This is a genomic window from Pseudoduganella buxea, assembly GCF_009720835.1.
Lineage (GTDB): Bacteria > Pseudomonadota > Gammaproteobacteria > Burkholderiales > Burkholderiaceae_D > Rugamonas > Rugamonas buxea.
This window is the reverse complement of sequence record NZ_WNKZ01000053.1, coordinates 1-24,734: the sequence shown is the minus strand read 5'-3', so window position 1 is coordinate 24,734 and position 24,734 is coordinate 1. Positions and strand designations below refer to the sequence as shown.

Annotated in this window: 19 protein-coding genes and 1 tRNA gene; 6 read left to right on the top strand and 14 right to left on the bottom strand. The window is 66.8% G+C overall.

The window, feature by feature from the left end; all coding sequences use genetic code 11:
* Window positions 1–32: 32 nt before the first annotated feature.
* The 4 genes from GM672_RS17420 to GM672_RS17405 all read right to left on the bottom strand — a co-directional run bounded on the left by GM672_RS17420 (window position 33) and on the right by GM672_RS17405 (window position 4,317).
* Entirely contained in the window at window positions 33–1,145 is a 1,113-nt protein-coding gene (locus tag GM672_RS17420; RefSeq protein ID WP_155471805.1) for an acyl-CoA dehydrogenase family protein, read from the bottom strand.
* A gap of 10 nt (window positions 1,146–1,155) precedes the next feature.
* Window positions 1,156–2,346 (bottom strand): acyl-CoA dehydrogenase family protein, encoded by a 1,191-nt coding sequence (locus GM672_RS17415; protein WP_155471804.1) that lies wholly within the window; start codon window positions 2,344–2,346, stop codon window positions 1,156–1,158.
* Between the two features lie 100 nt (window positions 2,347–2,446).
* Window positions 2,447–3,430, bottom strand: a complete 984-nt coding sequence (locus GM672_RS17410) for an NAD-dependent epimerase/dehydratase family protein (protein WP_155471803.1) — start codon at window positions 3,428–3,430, stop codon at window positions 2,447–2,449.
* Window positions 3,427–4,317 carry a LysR family transcriptional regulator gene (locus tag GM672_RS17405; RefSeq protein ID WP_155471802.1) on the bottom strand — a complete coding sequence of 297 codons (891 nt, stop codon included), beginning with the start codon at window positions 4,315–4,317 and terminating at the stop codon, window positions 3,427–3,429. The genes GM672_RS17410 and GM672_RS17405 overlap by 4 nt, the downstream gene beginning before the upstream one ends.
* Before the next feature lie 162 nt (window positions 4,318–4,479).
* Here GM672_RS17405 and GM672_RS17400 point away from each other — a divergent pair, with 162 nt between their 5' ends.
* Together GM672_RS17400 and GM672_RS17395 are read left to right on the top strand one after the other, a co-directional pair.
* Window positions 4,480–5,460, top strand: coding sequence for an alpha/beta fold hydrolase (locus GM672_RS17400; protein ID WP_155471801.1), 981 nt, complete (start codon window positions 4,480–4,482; stop codon window positions 5,458–5,460).
* A 77-nt stretch (window positions 5,461–5,537) separates the two neighbouring features.
* On the top strand, window positions 5,538–6,494 hold the full coding sequence (locus tag GM672_RS17395; RefSeq protein WP_155471800.1) for a diacylglycerol/lipid kinase family protein: 957 nt from the start codon (window positions 5,538–5,540) through the stop codon (window positions 6,492–6,494).
* Window positions 6,495–6,503: 9 nt separating this feature from the next.
* On the opposite strand, the gene GM672_RS17390 is transcribed toward GM672_RS17395, so the two are convergent.
* The 7 genes from GM672_RS17390 to GM672_RS17360 all read right to left on the bottom strand — a co-directional run bounded on the left by GM672_RS17390 (window position 6,504) and on the right by GM672_RS17360 (window position 15,590).
* Window positions 6,504–8,720, bottom strand: a complete 2,217-nt coding sequence (locus GM672_RS17390) for a gluconolaconase (RefSeq protein ID WP_170300116.1) — start codon at window positions 8,718–8,720, stop codon at window positions 6,504–6,506.
* A gap of 206 nt (window positions 8,721–8,926) precedes the next feature.
* Window positions 8,927–9,376, bottom strand: coding sequence for a carboxymuconolactone decarboxylase family protein (locus GM672_RS17385; protein ID WP_155471815.1), 450 nt, complete (start codon window positions 9,374–9,376; stop codon window positions 8,927–8,929).
* 487 nt (window positions 9,377–9,863) lie between these two features.
* Window positions 9,864–10,718 carry a histidinol-phosphatase gene (gene hisN / locus GM672_RS17380; protein ID WP_155471799.1) on the bottom strand — a complete coding sequence of 285 codons (855 nt, stop codon included), beginning with the start codon at window positions 10,716–10,718 and terminating at the stop codon, window positions 9,864–9,866.
* A gap of 80 nt (window positions 10,719–10,798) precedes the next feature.
* Window positions 10,799–11,623 carry an aldo/keto reductase gene (locus GM672_RS17375; protein ID WP_155471798.1) on the bottom strand — a complete coding sequence of 275 codons (825 nt, stop codon included), beginning with the start codon at window positions 11,621–11,623 and terminating at the stop codon, window positions 10,799–10,801.
* 380 nt (window positions 11,624–12,003) lie between these two features.
* Window positions 12,004–14,259: a carboxy terminal-processing peptidase gene (locus GM672_RS17370; protein ID WP_155471797.1), complete on the bottom strand. Its 2,256-nt coding sequence runs from the start codon at window positions 14,257–14,259 to the stop codon at window positions 12,004–12,006.
* 193 nt (window positions 14,260–14,452) lie between these two features.
* Window positions 14,453–15,019 (bottom strand): hypothetical protein, encoded by a 567-nt coding sequence (locus GM672_RS17365; protein WP_155471796.1) that lies wholly within the window; start codon window positions 15,017–15,019, stop codon window positions 14,453–14,455.
* 22 nt (window positions 15,020–15,041) lie between these two features.
* Window positions 15,042–15,590: a thymidine kinase gene (locus tag GM672_RS17360; RefSeq protein WP_170300115.1), complete on the bottom strand. Its 549-nt coding sequence runs from the start codon at window positions 15,588–15,590 to the stop codon at window positions 15,042–15,044.
* 256 nt (window positions 15,591–15,846) lie between these two features.
* Between GM672_RS17360 and GM672_RS17355 the strand changes: the two genes are divergently transcribed.
* Both GM672_RS17355 and GM672_RS17350 read left to right on the top strand, forming a co-directional pair.
* Window positions 15,847–17,232 (top strand): pyridoxal-phosphate dependent enzyme, encoded by a 1,386-nt coding sequence (locus GM672_RS17355; protein ID WP_155471794.1) that lies wholly within the window; start codon window positions 15,847–15,849, stop codon window positions 17,230–17,232.
* Window positions 17,232–18,407 carry a trans-sulfuration enzyme family protein gene (locus tag GM672_RS17350; protein WP_155471793.1) on the top strand — a complete coding sequence of 392 codons (1,176 nt, stop codon included), beginning with the start codon at window positions 17,232–17,234 and terminating at the stop codon, window positions 18,405–18,407. The genes GM672_RS17355 and GM672_RS17350 overlap by 1 nt, the downstream gene beginning before the upstream one ends.
* A 391-nt stretch (window positions 18,408–18,798) precedes the next feature.
* Here GM672_RS17350 and GM672_RS17345 read toward each other — a convergent pair whose 3' ends face one another.
* The 3 genes from GM672_RS17345 to GM672_RS17335 form a co-directional block, all read right to left on the bottom strand.
* A complete protein-coding gene (locus tag GM672_RS17345; RefSeq protein ID WP_155471792.1) occupies window positions 18,799–20,223 on the bottom strand; it encodes a hypothetical protein in 1,425 nt (474 codons plus the stop codon).
* A gap of 117 nt (window positions 20,224–20,340) precedes the next feature.
* Window positions 20,341–22,563: a penicillin acylase family protein gene (locus GM672_RS17340; protein ID WP_155471791.1), complete on the bottom strand. Its 2,223-nt coding sequence runs from the start codon at window positions 22,561–22,563 to the stop codon at window positions 20,341–20,343.
* Between the two features lie 30 nt (window positions 22,564–22,593).
* Window positions 22,594–23,442, bottom strand: a complete 849-nt coding sequence (locus tag GM672_RS17335) for a hypothetical protein (protein ID WP_155471790.1) — start codon at window positions 23,440–23,442, stop codon at window positions 22,594–22,596.
* A 178-nt stretch (window positions 23,443–23,620) separates the two neighbouring features.
* Here GM672_RS17335 and GM672_RS17330 point away from each other — a divergent pair.
* A tRNA-Leu gene (locus tag GM672_RS17330) sits at window positions 23,621–23,705 on the top strand.
* A 180-nt stretch (window positions 23,706–23,885) separates the two neighbouring features.
* A complete protein-coding gene (locus GM672_RS28950; RefSeq protein ID WP_229417792.1) occupies window positions 23,886–24,620 on the top strand; it encodes a PEP-CTERM sorting domain-containing protein in 735 nt (244 codons plus the stop codon).
* Window positions 24,621–24,734 lie beyond the last annotated feature (114 nt).

The following is a 24,734-nucleotide window of genomic DNA, read 5'->3' as shown; positions in this document are numbered from 1 at the left end:
CGGGCGCATTGTACCTGCTGCCGGCCGGCCGGTCAGCCGACGGCCTGGAAGCCCGGCTGTGCGATGAAGCGCTGCACGTGATGGTCCGTGTCGCCGAGGGTCAGGCCGATGGTGGTCAGGCGCTTGAACAGGTGGGCGGCCGGCAACTCGTCCGTCACTCCCATGCCGCCGTGCAGCTGGACGGCCTGCTGGCCGACGAACTGGGCGGCCTGCCCGACCCGCGCCTTGGCGGCGGAGACGACGCGCCGGCGTTCCTCGGCGTCGCCGGAAGCCACCTTGACGGCGGCCAGCATGGCGATCGAGCGGGCCTGCTCCAGGTGGATGAACATGTCGGCCATGCGGTGCTGCAGGGCCTGGAACTTGCCGATCGGTGCGCCGAACTGCTGGCGCGTCTTCAGGTAGTCCAGGGTGGCGGCGAACAGCGCATCCATCGCGCCGATGGCCTCCGCGCACAACAGGGTGGCGCCGTAGTCGGTGGCCGCCTCGAGGATCTCCCAGGCCTGCCCCGGCGCGCCCAGCGGCGTTGCCGGCGCATGGTCGAAGCTGACGGTGGCGGCCCGCATGCCGTCGATGGTGCGGTAATCGCGCACGGCCACGCCGGCCGTGTCGGCATCGACGAGGAACAGCGCGATGGCGCCATCGACCTTGGCCGACACGATGAAGGCATCGGCCTGGGCGCCGTGCAGCACGACGGTCTTGACGCCGCTGACGGCGGCATTTTCAAGGCCGCCCGTGGCCACCGCGCCGATGGCCGAGAGGTCGTGGCGCGACTGCTGTTCGGCCAGCGCGCAGGCCAGCTTCAGGTCGCCGGCCGCGACCCGCTCCAGCAGGGCCTCCTGGCCGCCGGCCAGGGCCAGGAATTTCGCGCCCAGCACGGTGGCGAAATACGGTTCGACGACGAGCCCGCGGCCCAGCTCCTGCATCACCACCAGCATGTCCACGGCCGTGCCGTCGAAGCCGCCCTGTGCTTCCGGCACGGGCAGCGCCGTCATGCCCAGTTCGACCAGCGTGGCCCATGCCTCGGGCGACACGCCCGCTTCGGAATGCACGATGGCGCGGCGCTTCTCGAACGTGTAGTCGCGTTCGACCCAGCGGCGCAGTGCGTCGGCGAATGCCTGTTGTTCTTCCTTGTAGCTGAAATCCATTGCCGTCTCCTTACAAGCCCAGGATCATCGCGGTGATGATGTTCTTCTGGATTTCGTTGGACCCACCGTAGATCGATGTCTTGCGGTAGTTGAAGTAGTACGCCGCCAGCGGCGCGCCCTCGTCGTCGCCACCGGCGGCATGCTCGGCGGCGCCCTCCAGGAAGGCCGGGTCGAAAGGCAGCGCATTCGGCCCCAGCGCCTCGACCATCAGTTCGGTGAGCAGCTGCTGGATTTCCGTGCCCTTCACCTTCAGCACGGAGGCCTGCGGGCCGGGGCCCTGGTGCTCCTGCGCGATGGTGCGCAGCACCGTCACTTCCAGCGCCATCAGCTCGATTTCCAGATGCGCCACCTTGGCCGCGAACATGGGGTCGTGCAGCAAGGGCTTGCCGTTCTTCTGTTCGCGCAGGGCCAGCTTCTTCAGGAAATCCAGTTCGCGCTTGGAGCGGCCCACGGCGGCGATGCCCGTGCGCTCGTGGCCCAGCAGGTACTTGGCATAGGTCCAGCCCTTGTTTTCCTTGCCGATCAGGTTCGCAACCGGGACCTTGACGTTGTCGAAGAAGACCTCGTTAACCTCGTGTTCCTCGTCCAGCATGATGATGGGCCGCACCGTAATGCCCGGTGTCTTCATGTCGATCAGCAGGAAGGAAATGCCTTCCTGCTTGCGCACCGACGTATCCGTGCGCACCAGGCAGAAGATCATGTCGGCATACTGGCCCAGGGTGGTCCACGTCTTCTGGCCGTTGACGATGTAATGGTCGCCCTGGCGTTCGGCGGTGGTCTTCAGCGACGCCAGGTCGGAGCCGGCGCCCGGCTCGGAGTAGCCCTGGCACCACCAGTCGTCGCAGTTCAGGATGCGCGGCAGGTAGTGGGCCTTCTGGGCGTCGTCACCGAAGGCCATGATGACGGGTGCCACCATATTGATCCCGAACGGCAGAATCGGCGGCGTGCCTGCGCGGGCGCATTCCTCTTCCCAGATATGGCGCTGCGTGGCGTTCCAGCCCGGCCCGCCGAATTCGACCGGCCATGCCGGCGCGGCCCATCCCTGCTTTGCCACGATGCGGTGCCAGCGCACGAAATCGTCCTTCGACAGCCGGAGGTGGCTGCGCACCTTGCGCTGCAGTTCCGGCGGCAGTTCGGCATCGACAAAGGCGCGCACCTCGGCCCGGAAGGCCTCGTCCTGCGCTGAATAATTCAGGTCCATATCGTCTCCATGGTTGCGTCGCCTTGAAATAGCACGATCGTTCCAAACGATTCTACCGTAGTTGCGTGCGGCACGGTAGCGATATGCGTGGCGAGCTTCTTTATAGGAACGGGTAGCTGCCGCCACCGTCGTGATAGCCCTTGCTGCCGATGATTTTCGCCAGCGGGCTGCGGATGTCGGCGTCCTCGGGCAACTGCGCCAGGCGGGCCAGCACGGCGTGGAAGTCGTGGCGCGGCTGCCAGCCCAGCGCCTGGCGGGCCTGCGTGTTGTCGTAGACCCGGTCCAGGGTGGCGAACGGGGTCCAGCCGCGCCGGGCGTATTCGGCCATGGCCAGCGGCGCGCGCCGGTGCAGCACTGCCTGGGCGTCGGTGCGCAGCAGCGCGACATCCTCGCGCCGGAACGGCGTGGTGGCGCTGACGATGTAGCGCCCGAAACCGATGCGGCTTGCCCGTTCCAGAGCCAGCATGTGGGCCTCGACGATATCCTCGATGTCGGCGCGCCGGTTCAGCAGCTCGTTGACCTTGATATTGGCGTCGGCATACCGCCCCCGCAGCGCCGCGTCGTCGTCGGCCTCCGGAAAGAAGCGCGCCGTGCGCAGCACCACCACGGCCAGCTTCTCCGTGCGGGCGAACAGTTCGCACAGGTTCTCGGCCGCCAGCTTGGTGACGCCGTAGATATTCTTCGGCACGGGCGCGAGCGTCTCGTCCACCCATGCGGCCGGCGCTCCTGGGGGTGGCGTCAGCGCGGCGCCGAAGACGCTCGTGCTGCTCGTCATGACGAAGCTGCCGACGCCTTCGGCCACGGCCGCCTCCAGCACGTTGAGCGTGCCCTGCACATTCGTGGTGACGAACTGGCTGCGCGTGTGCGTGCCGATATGGGGCTTGTGCAGCGTGGCCGCGTGGATCACCCCGGCCACGCCGCGCATGGCCGCGCGCATGGCGCCCGCATCCTCGAGCGAGGCCGTGACGGTCGTGAACGGCGCCGGCCTGCAGTCGAGGCCCACCGGCTGGTGGCCGGCGGCGGCCAGCACCCGCACCAGCGCCTCGCCCAGGTGGCCGCTGCTGCCCGTGACGAGGATCTTCATGGCCGTTCCTCGCCGCACAGGCCCGCGCGGCTGTCCAGGTAGACCTGCGACAGCCAGCCGGCGACTGCCTTGAAGCGGCCGATCGAGCCGGCGTCGCGGTGACTGAGCAGCCACAGCTCCCGGTACACCTCGGCGCCGGACAGCCGGCGCAAGCCGTCGTCCTCGCCCATGATGCAAGGCAGCAGGGCCATGCCGGCGCCGGCCCGGCAAGCGTTGACCATCGTCGACAGGCTGTTCACGCGCAGGGGCACGCGCACGCGAGGCTCCAGCCTGGCCAGCCAGCGCATTTCCGGCACGTGGGCCATCGTCTCCTCGAAGGCGAGCCACGGCTGGCTGCCCCATCCGGCGCGCGGCACGTGGGCGAACTTCGGCGCCGCGTACACGGCCCAGCCGATCTCGCCCAGCTTGCGCATCAACACGGCCGCGTCGTCTTCCGGCGGCGCCAGGCGCAGCGCGAAATCGGCCTCGCGGCGGGTGAACGACACGTTGCGGCTTTCCGCCAGCAGGTGCACGTCCAGCGCCGGGTGCAGCGCGTTCAGGGCCGGCACGTGGCGCACCAGCCAGTGGTCGAACAGGAAGTCGATGGCGCTGATGCGCACGGGGCCGGCGATGGTGTCGGCTTCGCGGGTCGATGCCAGCAGCATGCTTTGGACATTGCCATAGACGCCCTCGCCGTGGGCGACGAAGACGGCGCCGGCGTCGGTGAGCCGGTAGCGCGTGCTGTCGCGGATGAACAGGCGCAGGTCCAGGGCCTTCTCGGCCGCCGCCACCCTGCGGCTGATGGTGGAGGCGTCAACACCCAGTTCCCGCCCCGTGGCGCTCATGCTGCCGGTGCGCGCCAGCGCCAGGATCAGCGGAATATCGTTCCAGTCGAAATCGTCTGCCATAAGTCTTGTTGTTGTTTCACCCGATCGGGCCATCCGCATTTTTGCAAGGCGGGCTTGCAAGCTTGCCCATTCTCAACTTCATTGCCGGGCCATAAGATGCACCCATCCAGACGACTTTAGCACGGTCGTTTTGCCAAAACCCTCACTAAAAAGGAAGACATCATGAGCACCCAAAATGACAAGGACATCAACGTATCGCGCCGCTCCGCCCTGCTGGGCAGCGCCGGCCTGGCCGCCGCCGTGGCCGCCATCGCCCTGCCGCTGGCCGGCGAAGCGAACGCCGCACCGGCCGGCAAGGGCGGGCCGCTGAGGAAGACGGCCAGCACCATCACGACCCGCGACGGCGTCGAGCTGTATTACAAGGACTGGGGCAAGGGCCAGCCCGTCGTATTCAGCCACGGCTGGCCGCTCAATTCGGACAGCTGGGAATCGCAGATGCTGCACCTGGCGGCCAACGGCTTTCGCGTCATCGCCCACGACCGCCGCGGCCACGGCCGCTCCAGCCAGCCCTGGGACGGCAACGACATGGATCACTATGCCGACGATTTGGCCCAGCTGATCGAAGCGCTCGACCTGAAGGATGCCATCCTGGTGGGCTTCTCCACGGGCGGCGGCGAAGTGGCCCGCTACGTGGGCCGCCACGGCACCAAGCGCGTCGCCAAGCTAGCCCTCGTGTCGGCCGTGCCGCCGCTGATGCTGAAGACGGCGGACAATCCGGGCGGCCTGCCGATGGAAGTGTTCGACGGCATCCGCGCCGCCCAGGTAGCCAACCGCTCGCAGCTCTACCTGGACCTGCCCGGCGGGCCGTTCTACGGCTTCAACCGGCCCGGCGCGAAGGTGTCGCAGGGTCTGATCCAGTCGTGGTGGATGCAGGGCATGATGGGCGGCCACAAGAACACGCTGGACTCCATCAAGGCCTTTTCGGAAACGGACTTCCGCGCCGACCTGAAGAAGTTCGACAAGCCCACCCTCGTCATCCACGGCGACGACGACCAGGTGGTGCCGATCGATGCGGCCGGCAAGGCGTCGGCGGCCATCGTCAAGCACGCCAAGCTGATCGTCTATCCGGGCGCGCCGCACGGCCTGACGGACACGCACAAGGACAAGGTCAACGCCGACCTGCTGGCCTTCGCGCGCAGCTGATCGCCCGATCTGCTCATCCGTAGCGCCACGGCACGGGCGCCGGTGGTACAGTGCATCGCACAACCACCGGAGCCTTCATGCCTGAACCCACCCTGGCGCCCGATGCGCCCCTGTTTATCGTCTTGAATGCCGGCTCCGGCGCCGCCGAGACCTCGGAGCGCCGCACAGCCATCGAGGACGTGCTGCACGCGGCCGGCCGCCGCTTCGAGCTCGAAGTGGTGGAGGACGCCGCCACGCTGGAAGAACATGCGCGCCGCCAGGCCGGCCGCGCGCGCGATGCCGGCGGCATCCTGGTGGCGGCCGGCGGCGACGGCACCATCAATACCGTGGCCCAGCAGGCCGTGGCCCATCGCTGCCCGTTCGGCGCCCTGCCCCAGGGCACCTTCAATTATTTCGGCCGTACCCACGGCATTCCCCAGGACCTCACAAAGGCGGTGCACGCGCTGCTGCACGCCTCCGTCCAGCCGGTGCAGATCGGTACCGTCAACGGCCATATCTTCCTCGTCAATGCCAGCATCGGGCTGTATCCGAAACTGCTGGAAGAGCGCGAGCATGACAAGCACCAGTATGGCCGCAGCCGCGTCGTGGCGGCCCTGTCGGCCCTGAAGACCTTGGTCCTGCCGCACCGTCGCCTGCGCCTGACGCTGGAAGCGGAAGGCCGCACACGGCACATCAAGACGTCGACGCTTTTCGTCGGCAATAACCGGCTGCAGATGGAACAGGTGGGCCTGTCCGTTGTCACGCCCGACGTGGCCGACGGCGAACTGGCAGCGCTGGCGCCGAAGGCCGTGGGGCGCCTGGGCATGCTGCTGCTGGCGATACGCGGTGCGCTGGGCCGGCTGGCCGATGCGGACGACCTGGTGGCCTTCGGCTTCCATCGCATGACGGTGCGCACGCCCGTCTACGCGCGCCGGCGCCTGAAAGCGGCCGTGGATGGCGAAGTGCTGCACCTGACGGCGCCGCTCGTGTTCGAGGCCCTGGAAGGCAAGCTGCTGTTGCTGGTGCCGGCCCCGGGCGACGCCGTGGCCGGCTGAACGCGCGACCTATTCCACGGTGATGGCCAGGTCGCGCCCGTCGATGGCCACGTTGCCGGCGTAATCGGCGGCGAAGATACGCAGGGTATAGTCGCCCGGCGCAATGCCTGACACGTCCCACGTGCCGGGGCTGACCTGGCCGCCGGCCAGCGTATTGTTCAAGGCATAGGCGAAATGGGTGGCCTTGCTGCCGTAGACGGTGATGCCGCTGCTGGCCGCGTACACCAGCTTGACCGCTTCCTGGTTGCGCGGCAGCCGGTCGTAGACCTGCGTGATGCGGGGCTGTTCGTACCCCGGCACCGCCGTGCCGTCCGCGCGCAGCAGCTGGTAACCCAGCTTGTAGAGGCCCAGCCGGCGCCGCGCCAGGTTGCCGTCCATCTGGTCGTAGGCATCGACGATGATGTCGACCTTGCCCACGCTGCGCGGCACCTTGACCCTGCGTGGCGGCACCGGTGCGGCCGCGGCCCTGGCCTTCTTGCCCTTCTTCCCTTTCTTTTCGCCCGCGGCCGCGTCGCCCCGCTGGCCCGACAGGCGCCGGCCGCCGTCGGCCACCAGCAGGATGCTCTGCACGCGCGGCGCGACCGTGTCAACCAGGCCCTTGAACGGCAGGGTCAGGGGATTGACGACGCCGCCGGCCGGGTAGTAGTCCAGGTGCACGTGGGCCATCGGGTTGATGGTGCCGAGCCGGTCGCCGGCAGCAAAGCGCGTGCCGCGCGGCACCCGCACCCGCTCCGGCTTGCCGCGCCCGTTCAGCACGAGGTGGAAGCGCCCGTCCAGGGGCGCATCCTTGCGGTCGCGCCCCACCTTCATGTGGATATACGACAGCGTGCCGACGGCGATGCCTTCGGACAGCGTCCCATAGCCCCAGTTCGCGAACGGGTCCGTCACCTTGGCGTCCTGCGCGGCCACCACGGGCGCGCCCACGTCGGCGCGCACGTCCAGGCCCATATGGAAATGGTCGCGGCTTTCGCCGTCGAAGCTGCCCCGCACTTCGCCCATCAGTCCCACCACCTCGTGCGGCCCGTCCTGCGGCAGCACGGGCCAGCGCATCTGCTGCGGCACCGGTGCCACCGGCGTCGCAGCAGGGACGGCCCGCTTGCCCGTGCCGCCATCCGGCACCAGCCGCACGAGGCGGAAGGCCAGCGCATCGGCCACGACCAGGGCGCCGTCGCGCTGCACGGCCAACCCGCGCGGCGCGTACAGCTGCACCGTGCCGTCGCTGCCGTAATCGTCCGGCGCGGCATCGGCCAGGGGCCGGTACTCACCGTCCGGCGCCACCTGCAGGATGCGGCCATTGCTGCTGGTGACGTACAGGTAGCCGTCACGCGTTGCGGCAATGCCGCCCGGCCGGCGCAACGCGGGCCGCCGCTCATGCTCCGCAGGTACCGCCACCGTCGTCACGGCGCCGTCCTTGCCGATGCGGCGGATCGCGTGGTTGCCCGTGTCCGCGACGAACAGCGTGCCGTCGCGCGCGACGGCGATGCCGCCGGGAGTATCGAAGCGGGCCGCCAGGGCGGCGCCGTCCTCGTTGCCCGGCGCGCCGGCGCCGGCCACCGTCGTCACGTTGCCGGCGGCGTCGATGCGGCGGATGCGGTCGTTATAGGTGTCGGCCACATAGACGACGCCGGCGTCGTCCACGGCGATCCCGACGGGGCCGTTGAAACGGGCCGCGCGGCCCTGGCCATCGGCGTAACCGGGCTGGCCGCCGCCGGCCAGGGTGGTGACGCTGCCGTCCGGCGCGATCTTCCGGATGGCGTGGTTGCCCGTGTCGGCCACAAACAGGTTGCCCAGGTGGTCCAGCGCCAGCGCGGACGGCGTGTGGAAGGCCGCCGCCGCGCCCTTGCCGTCGGCGAAGCCTTCGCGGCCGCCGGCCAAGGTCGTGACGGCGCCGTCCGTGCCGATGCGGCGGATGCGGTTGTTGTCGCCGCCATCGGCCACATACACATTGCCGCGCGGGTCGACAGCCACGCCGAACGGATCGCCGAAGCGGCTGGCGGCGGCAGCACCGTCGGCAAGGCCGGCGATACCGGTGCCGGCCAGCGGCTGCACCCTCGCCGTCCAGAAGCGGGGCGTGACGGCCTGGCGCGGGGTCAGCACGGCCGTGGCGGGCGCGGAGGTGACGGGTGCCGTGCGGGGCCAGAACAGGAAGGCGGCGCCGGCACCGAACACGCCGGCGCCGGCCAGGATTGCGATGACGAGCTTGCGTTGCGGGAGCTTGCGGTTCACGTGCGGCCGTTACGAGGTTGCAGGGCTTGCAAGCTTAGCAGATGACTACCCCTGTACGCCAACGACGTTCCGCGGAAAGCACGACAGGATCGCTGACGCGCGGCATTTGCGATGATCAGGATTGCCACCGGTGGACGCTCGACTGGGACTTGATGAAGGTCTGCGTTCGGCCCGAGCGGCCGTTGCAGCAGCCGCGCTACCGATCGTCAAACCTTCGCACGAGGCTTCAGGCGGAAGCTGACGCCAAGACGATTGATCGCGTTCATGGCCGCAATAGTCAAGGTCAAGTCAACAAGGTCCTTCTCGCCAAATACGGCAAGTGCGGCGCCATAGGCTTCGTCCGATGCGTGCGTTTCGCTCACACGCGTGACTTCTTCCGACCAAGCAAGCGCGGCGCGCTCCCGTTCCGTGAAAAGATGCTGGGCTTCATGCCAGACCGAAACCAGCACAGCCTTGTCGACTGACACGCCTTCCGCAATCAGATCGCGATTGTGAATATCGATGCAGTGAGCACATCCGTTGATCTGCGATACACGGAGGAATACCAGGTGGATGAGAGTGCTGGGCAGATTGGTATCGTTGACAACATAGTGATGCAGGACGCCGATTGCTTTTGCCCCGTCGGGAGAGACAGCAAACCAATTCGCGCGATTCATCATATTCGATCCTTTCAAAATGGGGCCGGGGCTGGCAGGAAATTTCTACTACCCATACAAGACGGACCAGACCTGCGCTGTGTGACGGGTTACGAGAAAAATCGCTGAACCATGCCTCAGGGGCTGTACTCTGGCGCTGCCCTGCGGTTGACGGCAGCTGCGGCCGCTGACCGTGAAGGTGGAGTGGTAACCATGTAGCAAGGGTCGGGTTTGCAAGCATGCGATCGGGAAGCCATCTCAGGGGACGGTTGCAATGCAGCAAAGGCACGCAGCGTTCGGATGAAGACAGCCGCCCATACAGCTGTCGCCAGGGCCGTTCGAGGGCGGGCGCGCCGTCGCAGCGGTCTTGCCCGACGCCGAGGTCGAGCACTGCATGCCGATGGTCAGAGCTGCAGCGGACTCCGTGCGAGGAAGCACGAAAGCACAAGGTCAAACTCCCGGTTCGAGGGCAGATACCCCGACAGCTTGGCCCGCCGTTTAACGACACTCAAGCGGCGCGCAAGCCCGCGATCAAGGTCAGCAGCTTGCGGTGCAGTGCCGGGTCGCCGCAGGCGACGACCGAGCCGCCGTGCTGTGGGTCGCCGCCCTCCCACGTCGTGATCACGCCGCCCGCACCTTCGACCACGGGGATCAGGGCCTGCACGTCGTGGATGTCGAGGTGCGCTTCGAGCACCAGGTCGACCAGGCCGTGGGCCAGCAGGCCGTAGGCGTAGCAGTCGCCGCCGAAGCGTACCATCTGGGCACCCGTGGCGATGGCGTCGAATACCATCTGCTCGGACACCTTCGCGCCAGCTGCCGGCACCGTCAGCATCACGCGTGCCTGCGCCAGGTCGGTGCAGGCACGGGTGCGAATGGGCTTGTCGTTACACCATGCGCCAGATGGCGTGCCGACGAAGCGCTCGCGCGTGAAGGGCTGGTCGATCACGCCCAGCACCGGGCGGCGACCATCGTTCAGCGCGATCAGCGTGCCCCAGATCGGCAGCCCCGTTACGAAAGCACGCGTGCCGTCGATCGGGTCGAGCACCCATCGCAGGGCGCTGCTGCCGGTGACGCTGGACTCCTCTTCGCCAACGATGCCATGGTCGGGATAGCGGGCAGCGATCAGGTCGCGCATCGCCCGTTCGGCGGCGCGGTCGGCCACGGTGACGGGGTCGAACACGGCGCCGCCCGCGGACTTGTCCTCGACGATCAGTTCCGCACGGAAGTGCGGCAGGATGGCGGCACCCGCGGCATCCGCCAGTTCCCTGGCGAAGGACAGCAGCGAGTCCTGTTGCGCGGCGTCGAGCAGGACACCCGCGGCCGGATCATTCGATTGTTCGTGAAGCGACAGGTTTTTCTTCATTTCGTTGACGACGGTGTCGCGTTGATGCGGCAGGCGGGTGCCTGCCTTGATCTCGAACTCGAAACTATACAGCCTTGCCTTCAGCCGAAGTGGTCCGGGTCCGGCCCGATGCGCTCGCCCCGGTCCAGTTCCGCCAGGGCCGCCATGTCGTCTTCGTCCAGGGTGAAATCGAAGACCTGGGCGTTGGCGCGGATACGCTCGGGATTGGACGACTTCGGGATCACCAGCACGCCGTTCTGCACGTGCCAGCGCAGGATGATCTGGGCCGGCTCGCGACCGTACTTGGCCGCCAGGTCGGCGATCTGCGGGTCCAGCAGCACCTTGCCCTGCCCCAGCGGGCTCCAGGCCTGGGTGCGCACGCCCAGCGCGGCGTTGGCGGTACGCAGCTCGCCCTGCTGCAGCCACGGGTGCAGTTCGATCTGGTTCACGGCCGGCAGCTGGTGGGTTTCCGCGTACAGCCGCTGCAGCTCGGCCGGGCGGAAGTTCGACACGCCGATGGAGCGGGCCAGGCCCTGCTGGCGCAATTCGATCAGCGCACGCCACGTGTCGACGTACAGCTCGCGCCACGGTGCCGGCCAGTGGATCAGCAGCAGGTCGACATAGTCCATCTTCAGGCGGTCCAGGCTGGCGTGCAGCGCGTCCTTGGCGGCCTGGTGGCCCTGGTCGGCGTTCCAGATCTTCGTCGTGACGAAGACCTCCGCGCGGTCGATGCCCGACGCCCGTACACCGGCGCCGACACCGGCTTCGTTCTGGTAGGCCGACGCCGTGTCGACCAGGCGGTAGCCGGCCGCCAGCGCGCATTGCACGGCGGCACTAGCTTCGTCGTCGTTGTCCTGCCAGACCCCCAGCCCCAGCTGGGGAATGCGGTGGCCGTCGTTCATTTCGATCACGGGTATTTCCGTCATGCTCACTCCTTCGTGGGTGCGGCGCAGCATCGGGACTGGTTGAGTCCTCGGTACGCGCCAGGCGGTGGCGCTTGAAACTCGACTACAGCACTTATCTTATCGGCCACGGGCACGCCCTTGCGCACGATACACCGACCGGCGGCGCCAGACGACCAAAAAAAAAGCCCACCGGAGACCGGTGGGCTGAATCTATTTCCTTGGAGGAGAATAGAGGAGACAGGTGAATTATGCTGCGCCGCGCCATATCGTGCAAGTTTATTGTAGTGATACTAGATATTGCTCCGACATATAACTGGGGCGTGGGGACAAAAAAAGGAGGACCTTGCGGTCCTCCGAGCTCCCTGATGATCAGACGTTAATGCGGCACGTTGGCTGCCCGCTCAACGATCCGGCGTATAAGGCAGCACGCGCGATGCCAGGCGGGTATCCGTCTTGAGCAACCCTACTTCGTCCGCCAGGATATGCACCGCTTCATTCAGCAGCACGTCCTTGGCGTTCTTGGCTGCCTTTTCCGCTTCCAGCTCGGCCGCCAGCGAGCGTTCGTCGCCCTGCAGGCCGTCGTCAGTGCGGCTGGTGCCCTTCACGGCGGCAGCCTGCTTGGCCGCCTTGGCGCCGGCCGGCTTGGCCGACACGGCCTTGTTCAGCGCTTCCTTCGGATCGGGCACGAGGATCGGATCGTCCGGCGACGGCGCGGCCGCCAGGCGGGCTTCGCGCAGCTTGGCGCGCTGCTCCTGCTGCTCGCGCTCCTTGCGGCGCGCCACCTCGTTCAGCGAGATCAGGTTTTCCTTGCGCTGCTTCTTGACGTAGTTAATGTCGTCGACCAGGTACTGGAAGTCCTTGTCCTTGGCCACCCGCGCCTCGTAGCGCTTCTGCAGCAGCGGTACGATGTCCTTCACTTCACCGGCCGGGATGTAGACGGCCGGCTTGATGACCGTGTACGGCAGCGCGTTGTCGTAGCTCGATTCGCCGAAGTTCTCCGCGTCGGCGATAGTGGGCAGCTTGATGTCCGGCGTCACGCCGCGCAGCTGGGTTGTTCCGCCATTGATGCGGAAGAACTGCGCGATCGTCATCTTCAGCTCGCCCAGGCGGGCCTTGTCGGCCTGGGCGAAACGGTCTAGGTTCAGCAGGGTCTGCACGGTGCCCTTGCCGAAGCTGGGCTCGCCGATGATGATGCCGCGGCCGTAATCCTGCAGCGCCGCGGCGACGATTTCCGATGCCGAGGCCGAGCCCCGGTTGATCAGGACGCCGACGGGTCCGTCCCAGGCCAGGCCCGGCAGGGTATCGCTTTCCACCTCGACCTTGCCGTCCGCGCTGCGCTGCTGCACGACGGGACCGCGGTCGATGAAGAGGCCCGTCAGCTCCACCGCTTCCGTCAGCGAGCCGCCGCCGTTGTTGCGCAGGTCCAGCAGCACATTGTCGACCTTGTCCTTCTTCAGTTCGCCAAGCAGGCGGGCGACGTCGCGCGTGGCGCTCTTGTAGTCCTTGTCGCCCTTGCGGCGGGCTTCGAAGTCCATGTAGAACGTGGGCAGCGAGATGACGCCGATGCGGCGCTTGACGCCGCCGTCACGCACTTCCATGATGGTCTTCTTGGCGGACTGCTCTTCCATGCTGATCTTCTTGCGCACCAGCGCGATCGTCACGGGCTTGCCGTCCGGCCCGGCGTCGGCCGGCAGCACCTGCAGGCGCACGGTGGAATCCTTGGCGCCGCGGATCTGCTGCACGACGTCGTCGATACGCCAGCCCAGCACGTCCGTCAGCGGGCCGCTTTCGTTCTGGCCCACGGCCATGATGCGGTCGCCCACCTTCAGCTTGCCGGACATGCCGGCCGGGCTGCCGGCGACGATTTCGCGGATGACCGTGTATTCGTCGCGCGTCTGCAGCACGGCGCCGATGCCTTCGAGCGACAGGCGCATCTGGATATCGAAATTGTCCGACGCGCGCGGGCCCAGGTAGTTGGTATGCGGCTCGATCGACATCGCATACGCGTTCATGAATATCTGGAACACGTCTTCACTGTTGAGCTTGCGCGAACGGCTCAGGTAGTTCTCGTAGCGCTTGTCCAGCGTTTCGCGGATGGCCTTGTCGTCCTTGCCGGCCAGCTTCAGGCGCAGCCAGTCGTTCTTGACACGCTTGCGCCACAGGTCCTTGACCTCGGCGTCGCTCTTGGCCCAGTCGGCCTTTTCGCGGTCGTACTGGTAGCTTTCATCCAGCGTGAAATCGGGCCTGGTCTTGAGCAGTTCGCGGGCATAGGCGATGCGCTCGTTGAAGCGCTGCTGGTAGACGTTGTAGATGGAAAACGGCAGGTCCAGCTTCTCGCCCATGATGGCGTCGTCCAGCTTCGACCGGGCGCCGGCGAACTGGTCCAGGTCGGCCTGCACGAAGAACAGCTTCTCCGCATCCAGCGACTTGAAATAGCGGTCGAAGATCTTCTCCGACATGGCGTCGTCCAGCGGCGTGGCCTTGTAGTGGGCGCGGGACAGCACGCGCGACGCCAGGCTGGCTGCCTGGCCTTGCTGGGCGGCCGGCTTGAGGGCCTCGGGTGCCTTGTCAACGGGTGTGGCCACCGCAGGGGCGGCGCCCGCATAAGCGGACATCAGTGCCAGCGACATGGCGGCCAACAGCATTTGCTTCTTCATCGGCGAACTCCGGGACTAGTTTGAAACGGTATTTGAATCGTGCCGCCTGATCATCAAGCTATCAGGCTATCAGGCCAGGCATTTACAACAACTACTTGCTAATGAATCGTCAGGTCTGGTGCTGCGTTTCGCCTTATTCTACAGGAGGATTGCCGCAAAGGCCTGTCGATCCGAAGAGTGTCGGCGCGCCCGCTTAAGCGTGAATTAAAGCGGCGAATGAACGCAGGCGATTGCCGTGTAAATAGTCGTAAATAAGCCATATCGAAACGCCAAGCACCAGCGCCGGCCAGGAGCGCCGGGCGACGAGCCAGTCGGCGCGGGACGGCCAGCACGCCAGGAACTGCGGCGCGACGAGGAAGGCCAGTGCGATGTCAATCGCTTGGAAATGCCAGCCGGGGTCCGTGCGCCACGCGGCCACCCACCACGGCAGCAGCACGAGCAGCAATGGTGCCAGTGCCGCCGGCGCGGCGTTGTACCAGCGCACGCGGCCCAGGGTGACGGCACCGAGCTCCCAGCCGCCGGGGGCGCGCCGGGGCATGACGGTGAACGACCCGGGGCGCGCGGCCGTGACGAAGCCGACGAGGAAGTGGGTCAGCTCGTGGCACACGGTGCCGGCCAGCGTGAAGACGAAGAAGGCGGGATGGCGGCGCGCCAGTGCCCGGATGACAAGGGCCAGCGCCAGCGCCGGCGCCAGGTACAGCAAGGCGTCGTCATGGCGGCACAGCCAGGCGGGTGCGACGGCACCGCAGGAAAATCGCATGCAGGCGGTCGCGGCGCGCGGCTCAGGTCGTGTAGAAGCAGCGCCCGCAGGCCTGGCGATAGCGCTCGTTGCCGCCAATGCTGATCTGCTCGCCCTGGCGGATGCGGCGACCGTTTTCGTCGACCCGCACGTTCATCGTCGCCTTCTTGCCGCAACTGCAGATATTCTTCAGTTCCTCGATATCGTCGGCCAGCGCCAGCAGGTAGGCCGAGCCGGGGAAGGGTTCGCCGCGGAAATCCGTGCGCAGGCCGTAGCAGATCACCGGCATGCCCTGGACCTGGGCCAGCTGGTGCAACTGCTGCACCTGGGCGATGGAGAGGAACTGGGCCTCGTCGACAAGCACGCAGGCCACCCGCTCCAGCGCGAGGAAGTTCGTGTTGGCGTCGAAGGTCTCGACGTCGCGCTGCAGGCCCAGCCGCGACGTGATCTTGCCGACGCCGAAGCGGTCGTCGATGGCGGCCGTAAACAGGCGCACCTGCTGGCCCTGCTCTTCGTAATTATGGGCGACCTGCAACATCGCGGTCGATTTACCCGCGTTCATTGCCGAGTATCGAAAATAGAGTTTTGCCACTGCTGACCTGAAAAAATGGTTGAACACGCGCATTATAAATCGGCGGCGTATTCGGGAACAGGTGGCGCCAGCCCGGACGTGACAGCAAGGCCCGATTCGGCGCATACTATTATTGCAACATGCAGCACCGGTTTTCTGCGTTTCTAACATAAGTAAATCCGAAAACATTCCTTCGAGCGCGAGCTTGCTTATCCGACAATGCGCGCCTCGGCCGGGACGACACAATCGACCCGGTCCGTCCACACAAGGAGACTGTATGCAAAGCACTACCCCTGCAGCGCAAGGCGGACTAATGGGCCTGATCGGCAATACGCCGCTGATCGAAGTCACCCGCCTCGCCACGGGCCCCTGCCAGCTGTTCCTGAAGCTCGAATCGCAGAACCCCGGCGGCTCGATCAAGGACCGCATCGGCCTGTCCATCATCGAAGCGGCCGAACGCGACGGCCGCCTGAAGCCGGGCGGCACCATCGTCGAGGCCACGGCCGGCAACACGGGCCTGGGCCTGGCCCTGGTGGGCCGCATCAAGGGCTACCAGGTCGTGCTCGTCGTGCCCGACAAGATGGCGACGGAGAAAATCCTGCACCTGAAAGCGCTGGGTGCGCGGATCCATATCACCCGTTCGGACGTCGGCAAGGGCCACCCGGAGTATTACCAGGATGTAGCGGCCCGCATCGCCGCGGACATGCCCGGTGCCTTCTTCGCGGACCAGTTCAACAATCCGGCCAATCCGCTGGCCCATGAAACCACCACGGGCCCGGAACTGTGGGAGCAGTCGGGCCATGACCTGGACGCGATCGTCGTCGGCGTCGGCTCCAGCGGCACCTTGTCGGGCCTGACGCGCTACTTCGCCCGCGTCAACCCGAAGCTCGAATTCGTGCTGGCCGACCCGCAGGGCTCGATCCTGACGGAGTACGTCCACACCGGCAAGGTGGCCGAGACGAGCGGCTCGTGGGCCGTCGAAGGCATCGGCGAGGACTTCCTGCCGTCGATTGCCGATTTCTCCGGCGTGCGCCACGCCTACACCATCACGGACCAGGAAAGCTTCGACAGCGCCCGCGCGCTGGTGCGGGCCGAAGGCATCCTGGGCGGCTCGTCCACCGGCACCCTGCTGGCGGCGGCCCTGAAATACTGCCGCGAACAGACCACGCCCAAGCGCGTCGCCACGTTCGTATGCGACACCGGCACGCGCTACCTGTCGAAGGTGTACAACGACGGCTGGATGGTCGACCAGGGCCTGCTGCAGCGCGAGCGCACGGGCGACCTGCGCGACCTGATCGGCCGGCGCCACGATGCCGGCGAAGTGGTCAGCGTGGCCCCCACCGACACGCTGCTGGTGGCCTTCAACCGCATGCGCTCGGCCGACCTGGCCCAGCTGCCCGTCATCGACGGTGACCGGCTGGTCGGCATCATCGACGAATCGGACCTGCTGCTGAAGGTGGAAAACCAGGGCCGGCACTTCGCCAGCCTGGTGGGCGACACGATGACGTCGCGCCTGGAAACCCTGCGACCCGATGCCGACGTCCAGGCGCTGCGCAGCACCCTGGACCGGGGCCTGACGGCCGTCGTCGCCGACGAACGTACCTTCTACGGGCTGATCACCCGCTTCGACCTTCTCAACCACCTGCGCAGGACTCTGAGCTGATGCAAGACGACAAACAAACCCACCTCGCCACCCGCGTCATCCACGCGGGCCAGGCCCCCGACCCGTCGACCGGCGCCATCATGCCGCCGATCTACGCCACCTCCACCTTCGTCCAGCAAAGCCCTGGCGTGCACAAGGGCCTGGACTACGGCCGCTCGCACAATCCCACCCGCTGGGCGCTGGAGCGCTGCGTGGCGGACCTGGAAGGCGGTGCCCAGGCCTATGCCTTCGCCTCCGGCCTGGCCGCCATCTCCACGGTGCTGGAACTGCTGGACGCGGGCTCGCATATCGTCGCCGGCGACGACATGTATGGCGGCACCTACCGCCTATTCGAGCGCGTGCGCCGGCGCAGCGCCGGCCACCAGTTCAGCTACGCCGACCTGACCAATCCGGAAAACCTGCTGGCGGCGCTGCGCCCGGAAACGAAGATGGTGTGGATCGAGACGCCCACCAACCCGATGCTGAAACTGGCCGACCTGCGCACCATCGCGCTGATCTGCCGCCAGCGCAATATCATCGCCGTGGCCGACAACACTTTCGCCAGCCCGCTGGTGCAGCGCCCGCTGGAACTGGGCTTCGACATCGTCGTGCACTCGGCAACGAAGTACCTGAACGGCCACTCGGACATCATCGGCGGCATCGCCGTCGTCGGCGGCGAGGAACGGCAAGCCGGCTGGCGCGAGCAGCTGGGCTTCCTGCAGAATTCCGTCGGCGCCATCCTCGGCCCCTTCGACAGCTTCCTGGCGCTGCGCGGCGTGAAGACGCTGGCCATCCGCATGGAGCGCCACTGCGCCAGCGCACTGGAACTGGCGCAATGGCTGGAGCGCGAGCCGAAGGTGCGCAAGGTCTACTACCCTGGCCTGGCCTCGCACCCGCAGCACGAGCTGGCGCGGCGCCAGATGACGGGCTTCGGCGGCATCATCTCGATCGACCTCGACACGGACCTGGCCGGCGCCCGCCGCTTCCTGGAACGGTGTGAAGTGTTCGCGCTGGCCGAAAGCCTGGGCGGCGTGGAAAGCCTGATCGAGCACCCGGCCCTGATGACGCACGCCACCATCCCGCCCGAGCAGCGCGCCCAGCTGGGCATCGGCGACGGCCTGATCCGCCTGTCCGTCGGCATCGAGCACATCGAGGACCTGCGGCGCGATTTGCAGAACGCGCTGGCCGCCGTCTAGCCTCCGCCCGGCATTACTGCCGTGCTCGTGTCCACCGTGGGGTCAGGAAGGAGGCAATGGCTTGCAAGCCATTGCCCGCTACGTCGGCAAGGAGCCTTGCTCCTTGAAACCCCGACTGCGCCTCAAGGGTGGACAGTAAGGAGGCAATGGCTTGCAAGCCATTGCCCGCTACGTCGGCAAGGAGCCTTGCTCCTTGAAACCCCGACTGCGCCCCGGACATAGACACGGACCCTGCCGCTAACAATGGCTGTGTCTGTGTCTTTGTCGGGGTCTGACCCCGAGGTGGACAGGAAGGAGGCATGGCTTGCAAGCCATTGCCCGCTGCGTCGGCAAGGAGCCATGCTCCTTGAAACCCCGACTGCGCCCCCGAGGTGGACACGGGCTCAGCCGATCAAGAAGCGCCGCCCGGCCCGGGCGGCTTCGGTTGCGGGTCGTGGTTGCCGAAGACGCGGTGCACGAAGGCCTCCAGCGCCCGGAACACCCCTTCCACGCCGAACCCGGCGATGAACGACAGCGCCGAGCCGCTCAGGGCCCAGCTGCCCAGCACGCCCTGGTCGTCGGCCGAGGCCGGGCCGGACGGATTGATGAACAGGGCAATGCAGGCGCCGATGGTGCCGCCCAGCGCCAGTTGCAGCAGCGCCAGCGTCGAATCGCGGGGCGACAGCATGCTTTCGCGCATGCGCTCCCACAGGCGCCGTACGACGGCCGCGCCCGCTCCCAGGATGCCGTAGGCCAGCGGCAGCACGGCCGTGCCCACCACCAGGGTGACGATGCGGGCCTTCTCTTCCGTGCCGCGGCGGCTCACGCGCTCCAGTTCCTCGCCGGCCGCGCGGCGGGCCACGTCGCGCTCCGGCGGACGCGGATCCGGGGGCTCGACGGGCGCGGGAAACAGCCCGTAGATGGTTTTCCACGGCGCCAGCCACTGACGCAAATTCAGGCGCACGGCGCGGCGCTCCTCGCGCAGGTTCTTGGCACGCTCGCACAGCTGGTATTCCTCGGTGCTGCGGTAAGCGGGCTGGTCCATCGCGTCCTTGAGCGTGCAGAAACTGATGACGGCCGGCGCCGCCACCCCGACCGTCTCGGCGCCCGCCCGGCGTATGCGCTCGTCGGCGGCATAGGCCAGTTCGGCCTCGCTGATATCCTTGCGCAGCTCGACCGTGCGATTGCGTACGTTGTCCAGGTGTTCCAGGATGACATTGCCGGCCGCCACGTGCCAGGAAAGTGCGCACGTCAGCACCAGCGCCAGCAGCAGGAAAGTGACGAGCACGGCCATTCGGAAATTGAATTTGATGGCCACCCCGATCAGGCCCGGGTAGGCGTAGCGCGCCAGGGTCACGCGAGTAGGTTTATCCCACATCAGGCCGCCGGTTCCCCGCCGCGGCGGCATCGTGTCGTCCGGCGTCGTCGTCTTGCTGTAGAACAGGTCGCGCCACAGGCGGCGCAGGCGATTGATGGGCTTGCGGCGGTTCTCCTCGCCGACGACGAGGATCGTGAAGGCCACCGTCATGCCCGTGGCGGGCCGGGCCACGGCGTTGAGCATGTCCTTGGCGCACATCAGGTCGACGGCCTGTTTCAGGCGCACTGCCGGATCGGCGGCGGGCGCCAGGCCGATCTCGCAGATGGTGCGGATGACTTCGTGCGGCGCCGAGCCCTGGCCCCGCAGCTCCTTGTCCCAGCGTCCGGAGATATGGTCCAGCAGCAAGAACACTTCGTACAGTTCGCGCACGAAGATGAATTCCTCCAGCTTGACGAGTTCGACGCTGCCGTCGCCGGGCACGCCATCGGGTTTGCCCAGTATGCTGTCATCGGTGGCCATGGCATCCTCCCGCCTTGCGTGCGCATGAGGCCATTGTGCGCCTGCCGGACGACAGGATGGTAGCGTTTTGACAGCGACTTTGGCGCGGCCGCAACGGCGGCGCCCGCCCTACCCGCTTTATTGCCCAGGATGGTACTGCCGCTCCAGGTTCTTCAGCACGTCGTCCTTGTAGAACAGCACCTCCTTGAACTCGCCCCGGGCATACATTTCCGCCTGGTCGGCGAAATGGGGCGAGGCGGGATTGCCGCTCTGGCCGCCGGCCAGGATGCTTTTCGCGCGGATGCGGGGACCGAACTCGACGGCGGCGACGAAGCTGTTGCCCCGCTCGCCATAGATGCGGCGCGTGGTCTGCTGCGACGTCATGCCGTAGGCCGCCAGCGCGCCCCAGTTTCCCGACGCATACGGCACCGGAATACTGGGCTTGCTGTCATCGAAGGGCTGCTTGATGTCGCCCGTCAACCGTTGGAAGCGGTTGATCTCGCCCCACGGCGTCTTCCACGTGCCGAAGTCGCCATCGAGCCGGTTCGACGCCTGCACCAGTGCTTCCAGGCGCTGGCGTGGCGTGACCTGCGTGGCCAGGTAGTCCAGCACGGCGATGCGCTGTTCCTTCGCCGCCGGGCCGTGCACCCGCACCAGGTGTTGCAGCCAGTAGATCGCCAGCGACGTCGGCACGGAGCGCAGCGAGTAGCGCATGTCCCAATCCCGGAGCAAGCTGATCTGTTCGGTCAGGCGCGACTTCTGCAGGTCGCTGGCCGGCGTCTCGTCATAGGCCCGCAGCAGCAGCGGCAGCAGGGGTTCGAAGGCCGTCAGCTGGCTGTCGTAGGCGCTGGCGATCAGGCTCTCCAGGGTGAAGTCCTTCTTGTTCTCCAGGACGCGCACGGCGTGGATGCCCCGGGCATTCTCCGGGTTCATCGACATATAGGCCGGGTAATCCTGCACGCGCGGGCTGTACGGGCCGGCCGCCGAGAACGGCCAGTTGTTGGTGTTCTGGATCCAGCCGTTCTTCGGGTTGAACAGGTGAATGGTGTCCTTCACCGCATGCAGGCCCTTCCAGTCAGTGGCGGGATTGCTGCCGTCCACCGGCTGCGTGTAGTCGAAGCGGCGGTCGCGCACGGGGATGAAGTTGCCGTGGAAGTAGGCGATATTGCCGTCCGCATCCGCATACACGGTGTTGTTCGATGAATTCGTGCGCAGCTCCATCGTCTTCCAGAAGGCCTGGTAGCTGCGCGCCTTCGTGCGCAGGTAGGACTGCTGCAAAGCCTTCAGGGGCTCGTTCATCAGCGCCACCGACACCCACTTGCCGCCCTCGCGGCGCACGACGGGGCCGTGGTGGGTGAAGTAAGCGGTGACGGTGCGCTCGGCCATGCCCGTGGCCGTCTTGTACGGCAGCCGGATGGCCAGCTCGCGCACGGGGCGCTGCGCGCCGCCGTAGTCGTAGAAATACTTGCCGTCCCGTTCCGTCACCGTTTCCAGGAATTCGTCGATGACGTCGCCACCGCCCGACGTGTGCATCCAGCCCAGCCGGTCATTGAAGCCCTGGTAGACGAAGAACTGGCCCCACGTGACGGCGCCGTAGGCATTCAGGCCCTCGTCGCTGTTGACGTGGATCTCCGGCCGGAAATAGAACGACGTGTGGGGATTGATCATCAGGAGCGCATGGCCGCTTTTGGTCAGGCTGGGGCCGATGGCGAAGCCGTTCGAGCCGCCCGGTTCGCGCGGCACGGGCGCGGTACCGCCCGCCTGGGCCAGCCGGGGCTGGCCTTCGTAGAAGCGCTGCAACTCCCTGGCGTCGATTTCCTCGATATCGCCGCCGATGCTGCCCTCGGAAAAACTGAGCGCCATCCACGGCTCGAAATGCGTCAGCAGAGCCGGCTTGACATCCGGATGGGTGTGCAGATACCAGTTCAGGCCATCTGCCCACGCCACCATCAGCTTCTTCAGCCAGGCCGGGCTGGCCTTGTACTGGGCCTGCAGGCTGTCCGGCCGGATGAACAGCTTCATCCGCAAATCCTCGTACAGCGCCTTTTCTCCGTCGACCTCGGCCGTGCGGCCCAGCGCCGTGATGAAGTTGCGCTCGACGCGGTTGAAGTCGTCCTCGGCCTGGGCGAACAGCATGCCGAACACGGCATCGGCATCCGTCTTGCCATAGACGTGGGCGATGCCCCACTTGTCGCGCAGGATCGTCACCCGCCGCGCCGCCGCCTGCAGTCGCGCCACGTCGGCGGCGGACAGCTTGCCGTCACTGGCGGCCGCGGCCACGACCGGTTCGGCGGCGGCAGTCAGGGGAACAGCGGTTGCCAGGATGGCGGACAGCGCCAGCGCGGATGACATTCTCGGCATTGCAGGCTCCTTTTAGAAAACAACGATGGGTCAGGATGCGTCGACCAGCTGGTCGATGCGGGCGCGCAGTTCGGCATTCTCCGCGCGGAGGGCGGCGTTGCGGTCCTTCAGCTGCGCCACTTCCGCGCGCAGGTGTTCCACTTCCGTCAGCGGCTGGTCCGGCAGCGAGGGCGTTTCCCCGCCGTCCTCCCACGGTGCCGGCTTGGCCGGCTTGACAGGGCGCGAGGCGGCGCGCTGCTCGCGGATTTCCTTGGCGGCCTGCTGCAGGAACTTCTTGCCGCCGGCCACGGCGTTGACCTGGTCCTCGGGCGCCAGGCTGGCGACGGTGGCCGCCGCGTTGATCGAGATGGTGCCGGCGCGCACCGCTTCGACCAGTTCCGGCGTCGCCGTCTTCTGGATCTTCTCGATCTGGCTGATGGTATTGGTCGACAGTCGCGCGGCGCGGGCGATGTCCTCGCGCGACGTGCGCACCTTCGGCGCGGCCGCGTCGGCGTCGGAATCGGGGGGCGCGATGGCGGCATCCTCGGCCTTCATGCGCGCCGCGTCCTCCTCGGCCCGCTGGGCCAGGATGTCCTTCTTGCGCAGGGCCAGCACGCCGCGCTGGAAGTCGGACACGCTGCGCCGGCCCAGATGATTGTCGATCATCCACAGCATCACGTCTTCCATGCTCTTGAACGTCGTGTTCTGGATCACCTTGAACGGAATGCCGTGCTGCTGGCAGATGGCATAGCGGTTGTGGCCGTCGACCAGGATGTCATCCCACAGCACCAGCGCATCGCGGCACCCTTCGGCCAGCAGGCTGCGCTCCAGCGCCGCATGCTCCGCCTCTGTCAGCGGTTCGATATAGGCGCGCAGCATGTCGTTGATCTTGATTTGCATAAGTCTGTCCTCGATAAAGCAAGCGGCACGCCCTGGGCGTGCCGTCCCGCATGCTACACCAATCGGCGCCGGGAACCAACGGCGGGCGGCGGACCGGCCGGGTCACCGAAGTGCTCGATCCGACGAGAATCGCTTACTCTGGAAAGTAACTTCCAGACATGTCATAATGCTGGGCTGTGCCTCGATGGTGAAACTGGTAGACACAAGTGACTTAAAATCACTCGACGAAAGTCGTGCCGGTTCGATTCCGGCTCGAGGCACCAGTAGAAGCATTTCTCCCCCTCCCTGCGGCAAACCGTGTCTCGTCCCAAAAGGCGTCGGTTGTCGAAACTATATTTTCCTCTTGTGATGTTTGGTGATATTTGCTGCCGCACCGCCGCGATAGAATCGCGCCGGCGAAACACGCCGCACTCATCTGACTACAAATAAGCAAAGGAAATATCATGCCCAGCGCATTGGCGACACTGTTTGTTGGCTTGGCGGCTATCAGCGGTTCTGCCGCTCAGGCGGCCACGGAAATCAATACCGCAGGTTTCGGCGTTACCGTCACCGACCGCTTCTGGGAAGATTCCCAAATGACCCTGCTGTCCAGCAGCGGCGGAACGACGCGCATCGGCCTGGTGGGAATGGATGCGACCCTGGGTTGGCCGTGGGAAGTCGAGTCCGATCACGACATAGGCGCGTTCGATGCAAACTGGGTGGATACGAAGTTCGCGTTCGACGTGCAGGCCGGATACCGCATCACGTCGCTGACCTTGACGGGAACGGCGACCGGCTTCATCCGTGCCGGCGTCCCGTGGGGCGAGGGCATGGCCGGCCGCGCCACGACGACTCTGTCGCACGCCTGGTCCATCGGCCAGGGTGAGCCGACAGCCCAACTGGGCAGCCAGGTGATCCGGGACCTGCACGGCGAACAGCAACTGTCGCTGACAGCCGGCGTCCCCTACGCTGGCGATTTTTCGCTGCTGCTGAACAGCTCCCTGGAACAGCAGGTGGACCCGGGACAAGAGGGTTTCAGCAACGGCGGCGTGGTCTGGCACCAGTCCTTTGCCTCGATCGCCCTGCGCGACGTGGTGCTGACGGTGCAGGTGTCGCCGGTGCCGGAACCGGCCACCTACGCGATGCTGCTGGCAGGCCTGGGCGTGGCCGGCTGGGCCGCGCGTCGCCGCCGTAGGTAAGCAAGCCTTCCCGCACCAGGCCCGGACCTTGCAGCCTCCAGGTCCGGGCCAGCTCAGGCAGCGCGCCCGCGCCGGCGCCCGCCCCGCTGCAGCACCCGCGCCAGCACGCAGGCC

Coding starts and splice junctions, on each gene's coding strand:
- GM672_RS17420 (WP_155471805.1), bottom strand. CDS start 1,145: ATGGATTTCAGCTACAAGGAAGAACAACAGGCATTCGCCGACGCACTG.
- GM672_RS17415 (WP_155471804.1), bottom strand. CDS start 2,346: ATGGACCTGAATTATTCAGCGCAGGACGAGGCCTTCCGGGCCGAGGTG.
- GM672_RS17410 (WP_155471803.1), bottom strand. CDS start 3,430: ATGAAGATCCTCGTCACGGGCAGCAGCGGCCACCTGGGCGAGGCGCTG.
- GM672_RS17405 (WP_155471802.1), bottom strand. CDS start 4,317: ATGGCAGACGATTTCGACTGGAACGATATTCCGCTGATCCTGGCGCTG.
- GM672_RS17400 (WP_155471801.1), top strand. CDS start 4,480: ATGAGCACCCAAAATGACAAGGACATCAACGTATCGCGCCGCTCCGCC.
- GM672_RS17395 (WP_155471800.1), top strand. CDS start 5,538: ATGCCTGAACCCACCCTGGCGCCCGATGCGCCCCTGTTTATCGTCTTG.
- GM672_RS17385 (WP_155471815.1), bottom strand. CDS start 9,376: ATGAATCGCGCGAATTGGTTTGCTGTCTCTCCCGACGGGGCAAAAGCA.
- hisN (WP_155471799.1), bottom strand. CDS start 10,718: ATGAAGAAAAACCTGTCGCTTCACGAACAATCGAATGATCCGGCCGCG.
- GM672_RS17375 (WP_155471798.1), bottom strand. CDS start 11,623: ATGACGGAAATACCCGTGATCGAAATGAACGACGGCCACCGCATTCCC.
- GM672_RS17370 (WP_155471797.1), bottom strand. CDS start 14,259: ATGAAGAAGCAAATGCTGTTGGCCGCCATGTCGCTGGCACTGATGTCC.
- GM672_RS17365 (WP_155471796.1), bottom strand. CDS start 15,019: ATGCGATTTTCCTGCGGTGCCGTCGCACCCGCCTGGCTGTGCCGCCAT.
- GM672_RS17355 (WP_155471794.1), top strand. CDS start 15,847: ATGCAAAGCACTACCCCTGCAGCGCAAGGCGGACTAATGGGCCTGATC.
- GM672_RS17350 (WP_155471793.1), top strand. CDS start 17,232: ATGCAAGACGACAAACAAACCCACCTCGCCACCCGCGTCATCCACGCG.
- GM672_RS17345 (WP_155471792.1), bottom strand. CDS start 20,223: ATGGCCACCGATGACAGCATACTGGGCAAACCCGATGGCGTGCCCGGC.
- GM672_RS17340 (WP_155471791.1), bottom strand. CDS start 22,563: ATGCCGAGAATGTCATCCGCGCTGGCGCTGTCCGCCATCCTGGCAACC.
- GM672_RS17335 (WP_155471790.1), bottom strand. CDS start 23,442: ATGCAAATCAAGATCAACGACATGCTGCGCGCCTATATCGAACCGCTG.
- GM672_RS28950 (WP_229417792.1), top strand. CDS start 23,886: ATGCCCAGCGCATTGGCGACACTGTTTGTTGGCTTGGCGGCTATCAGC.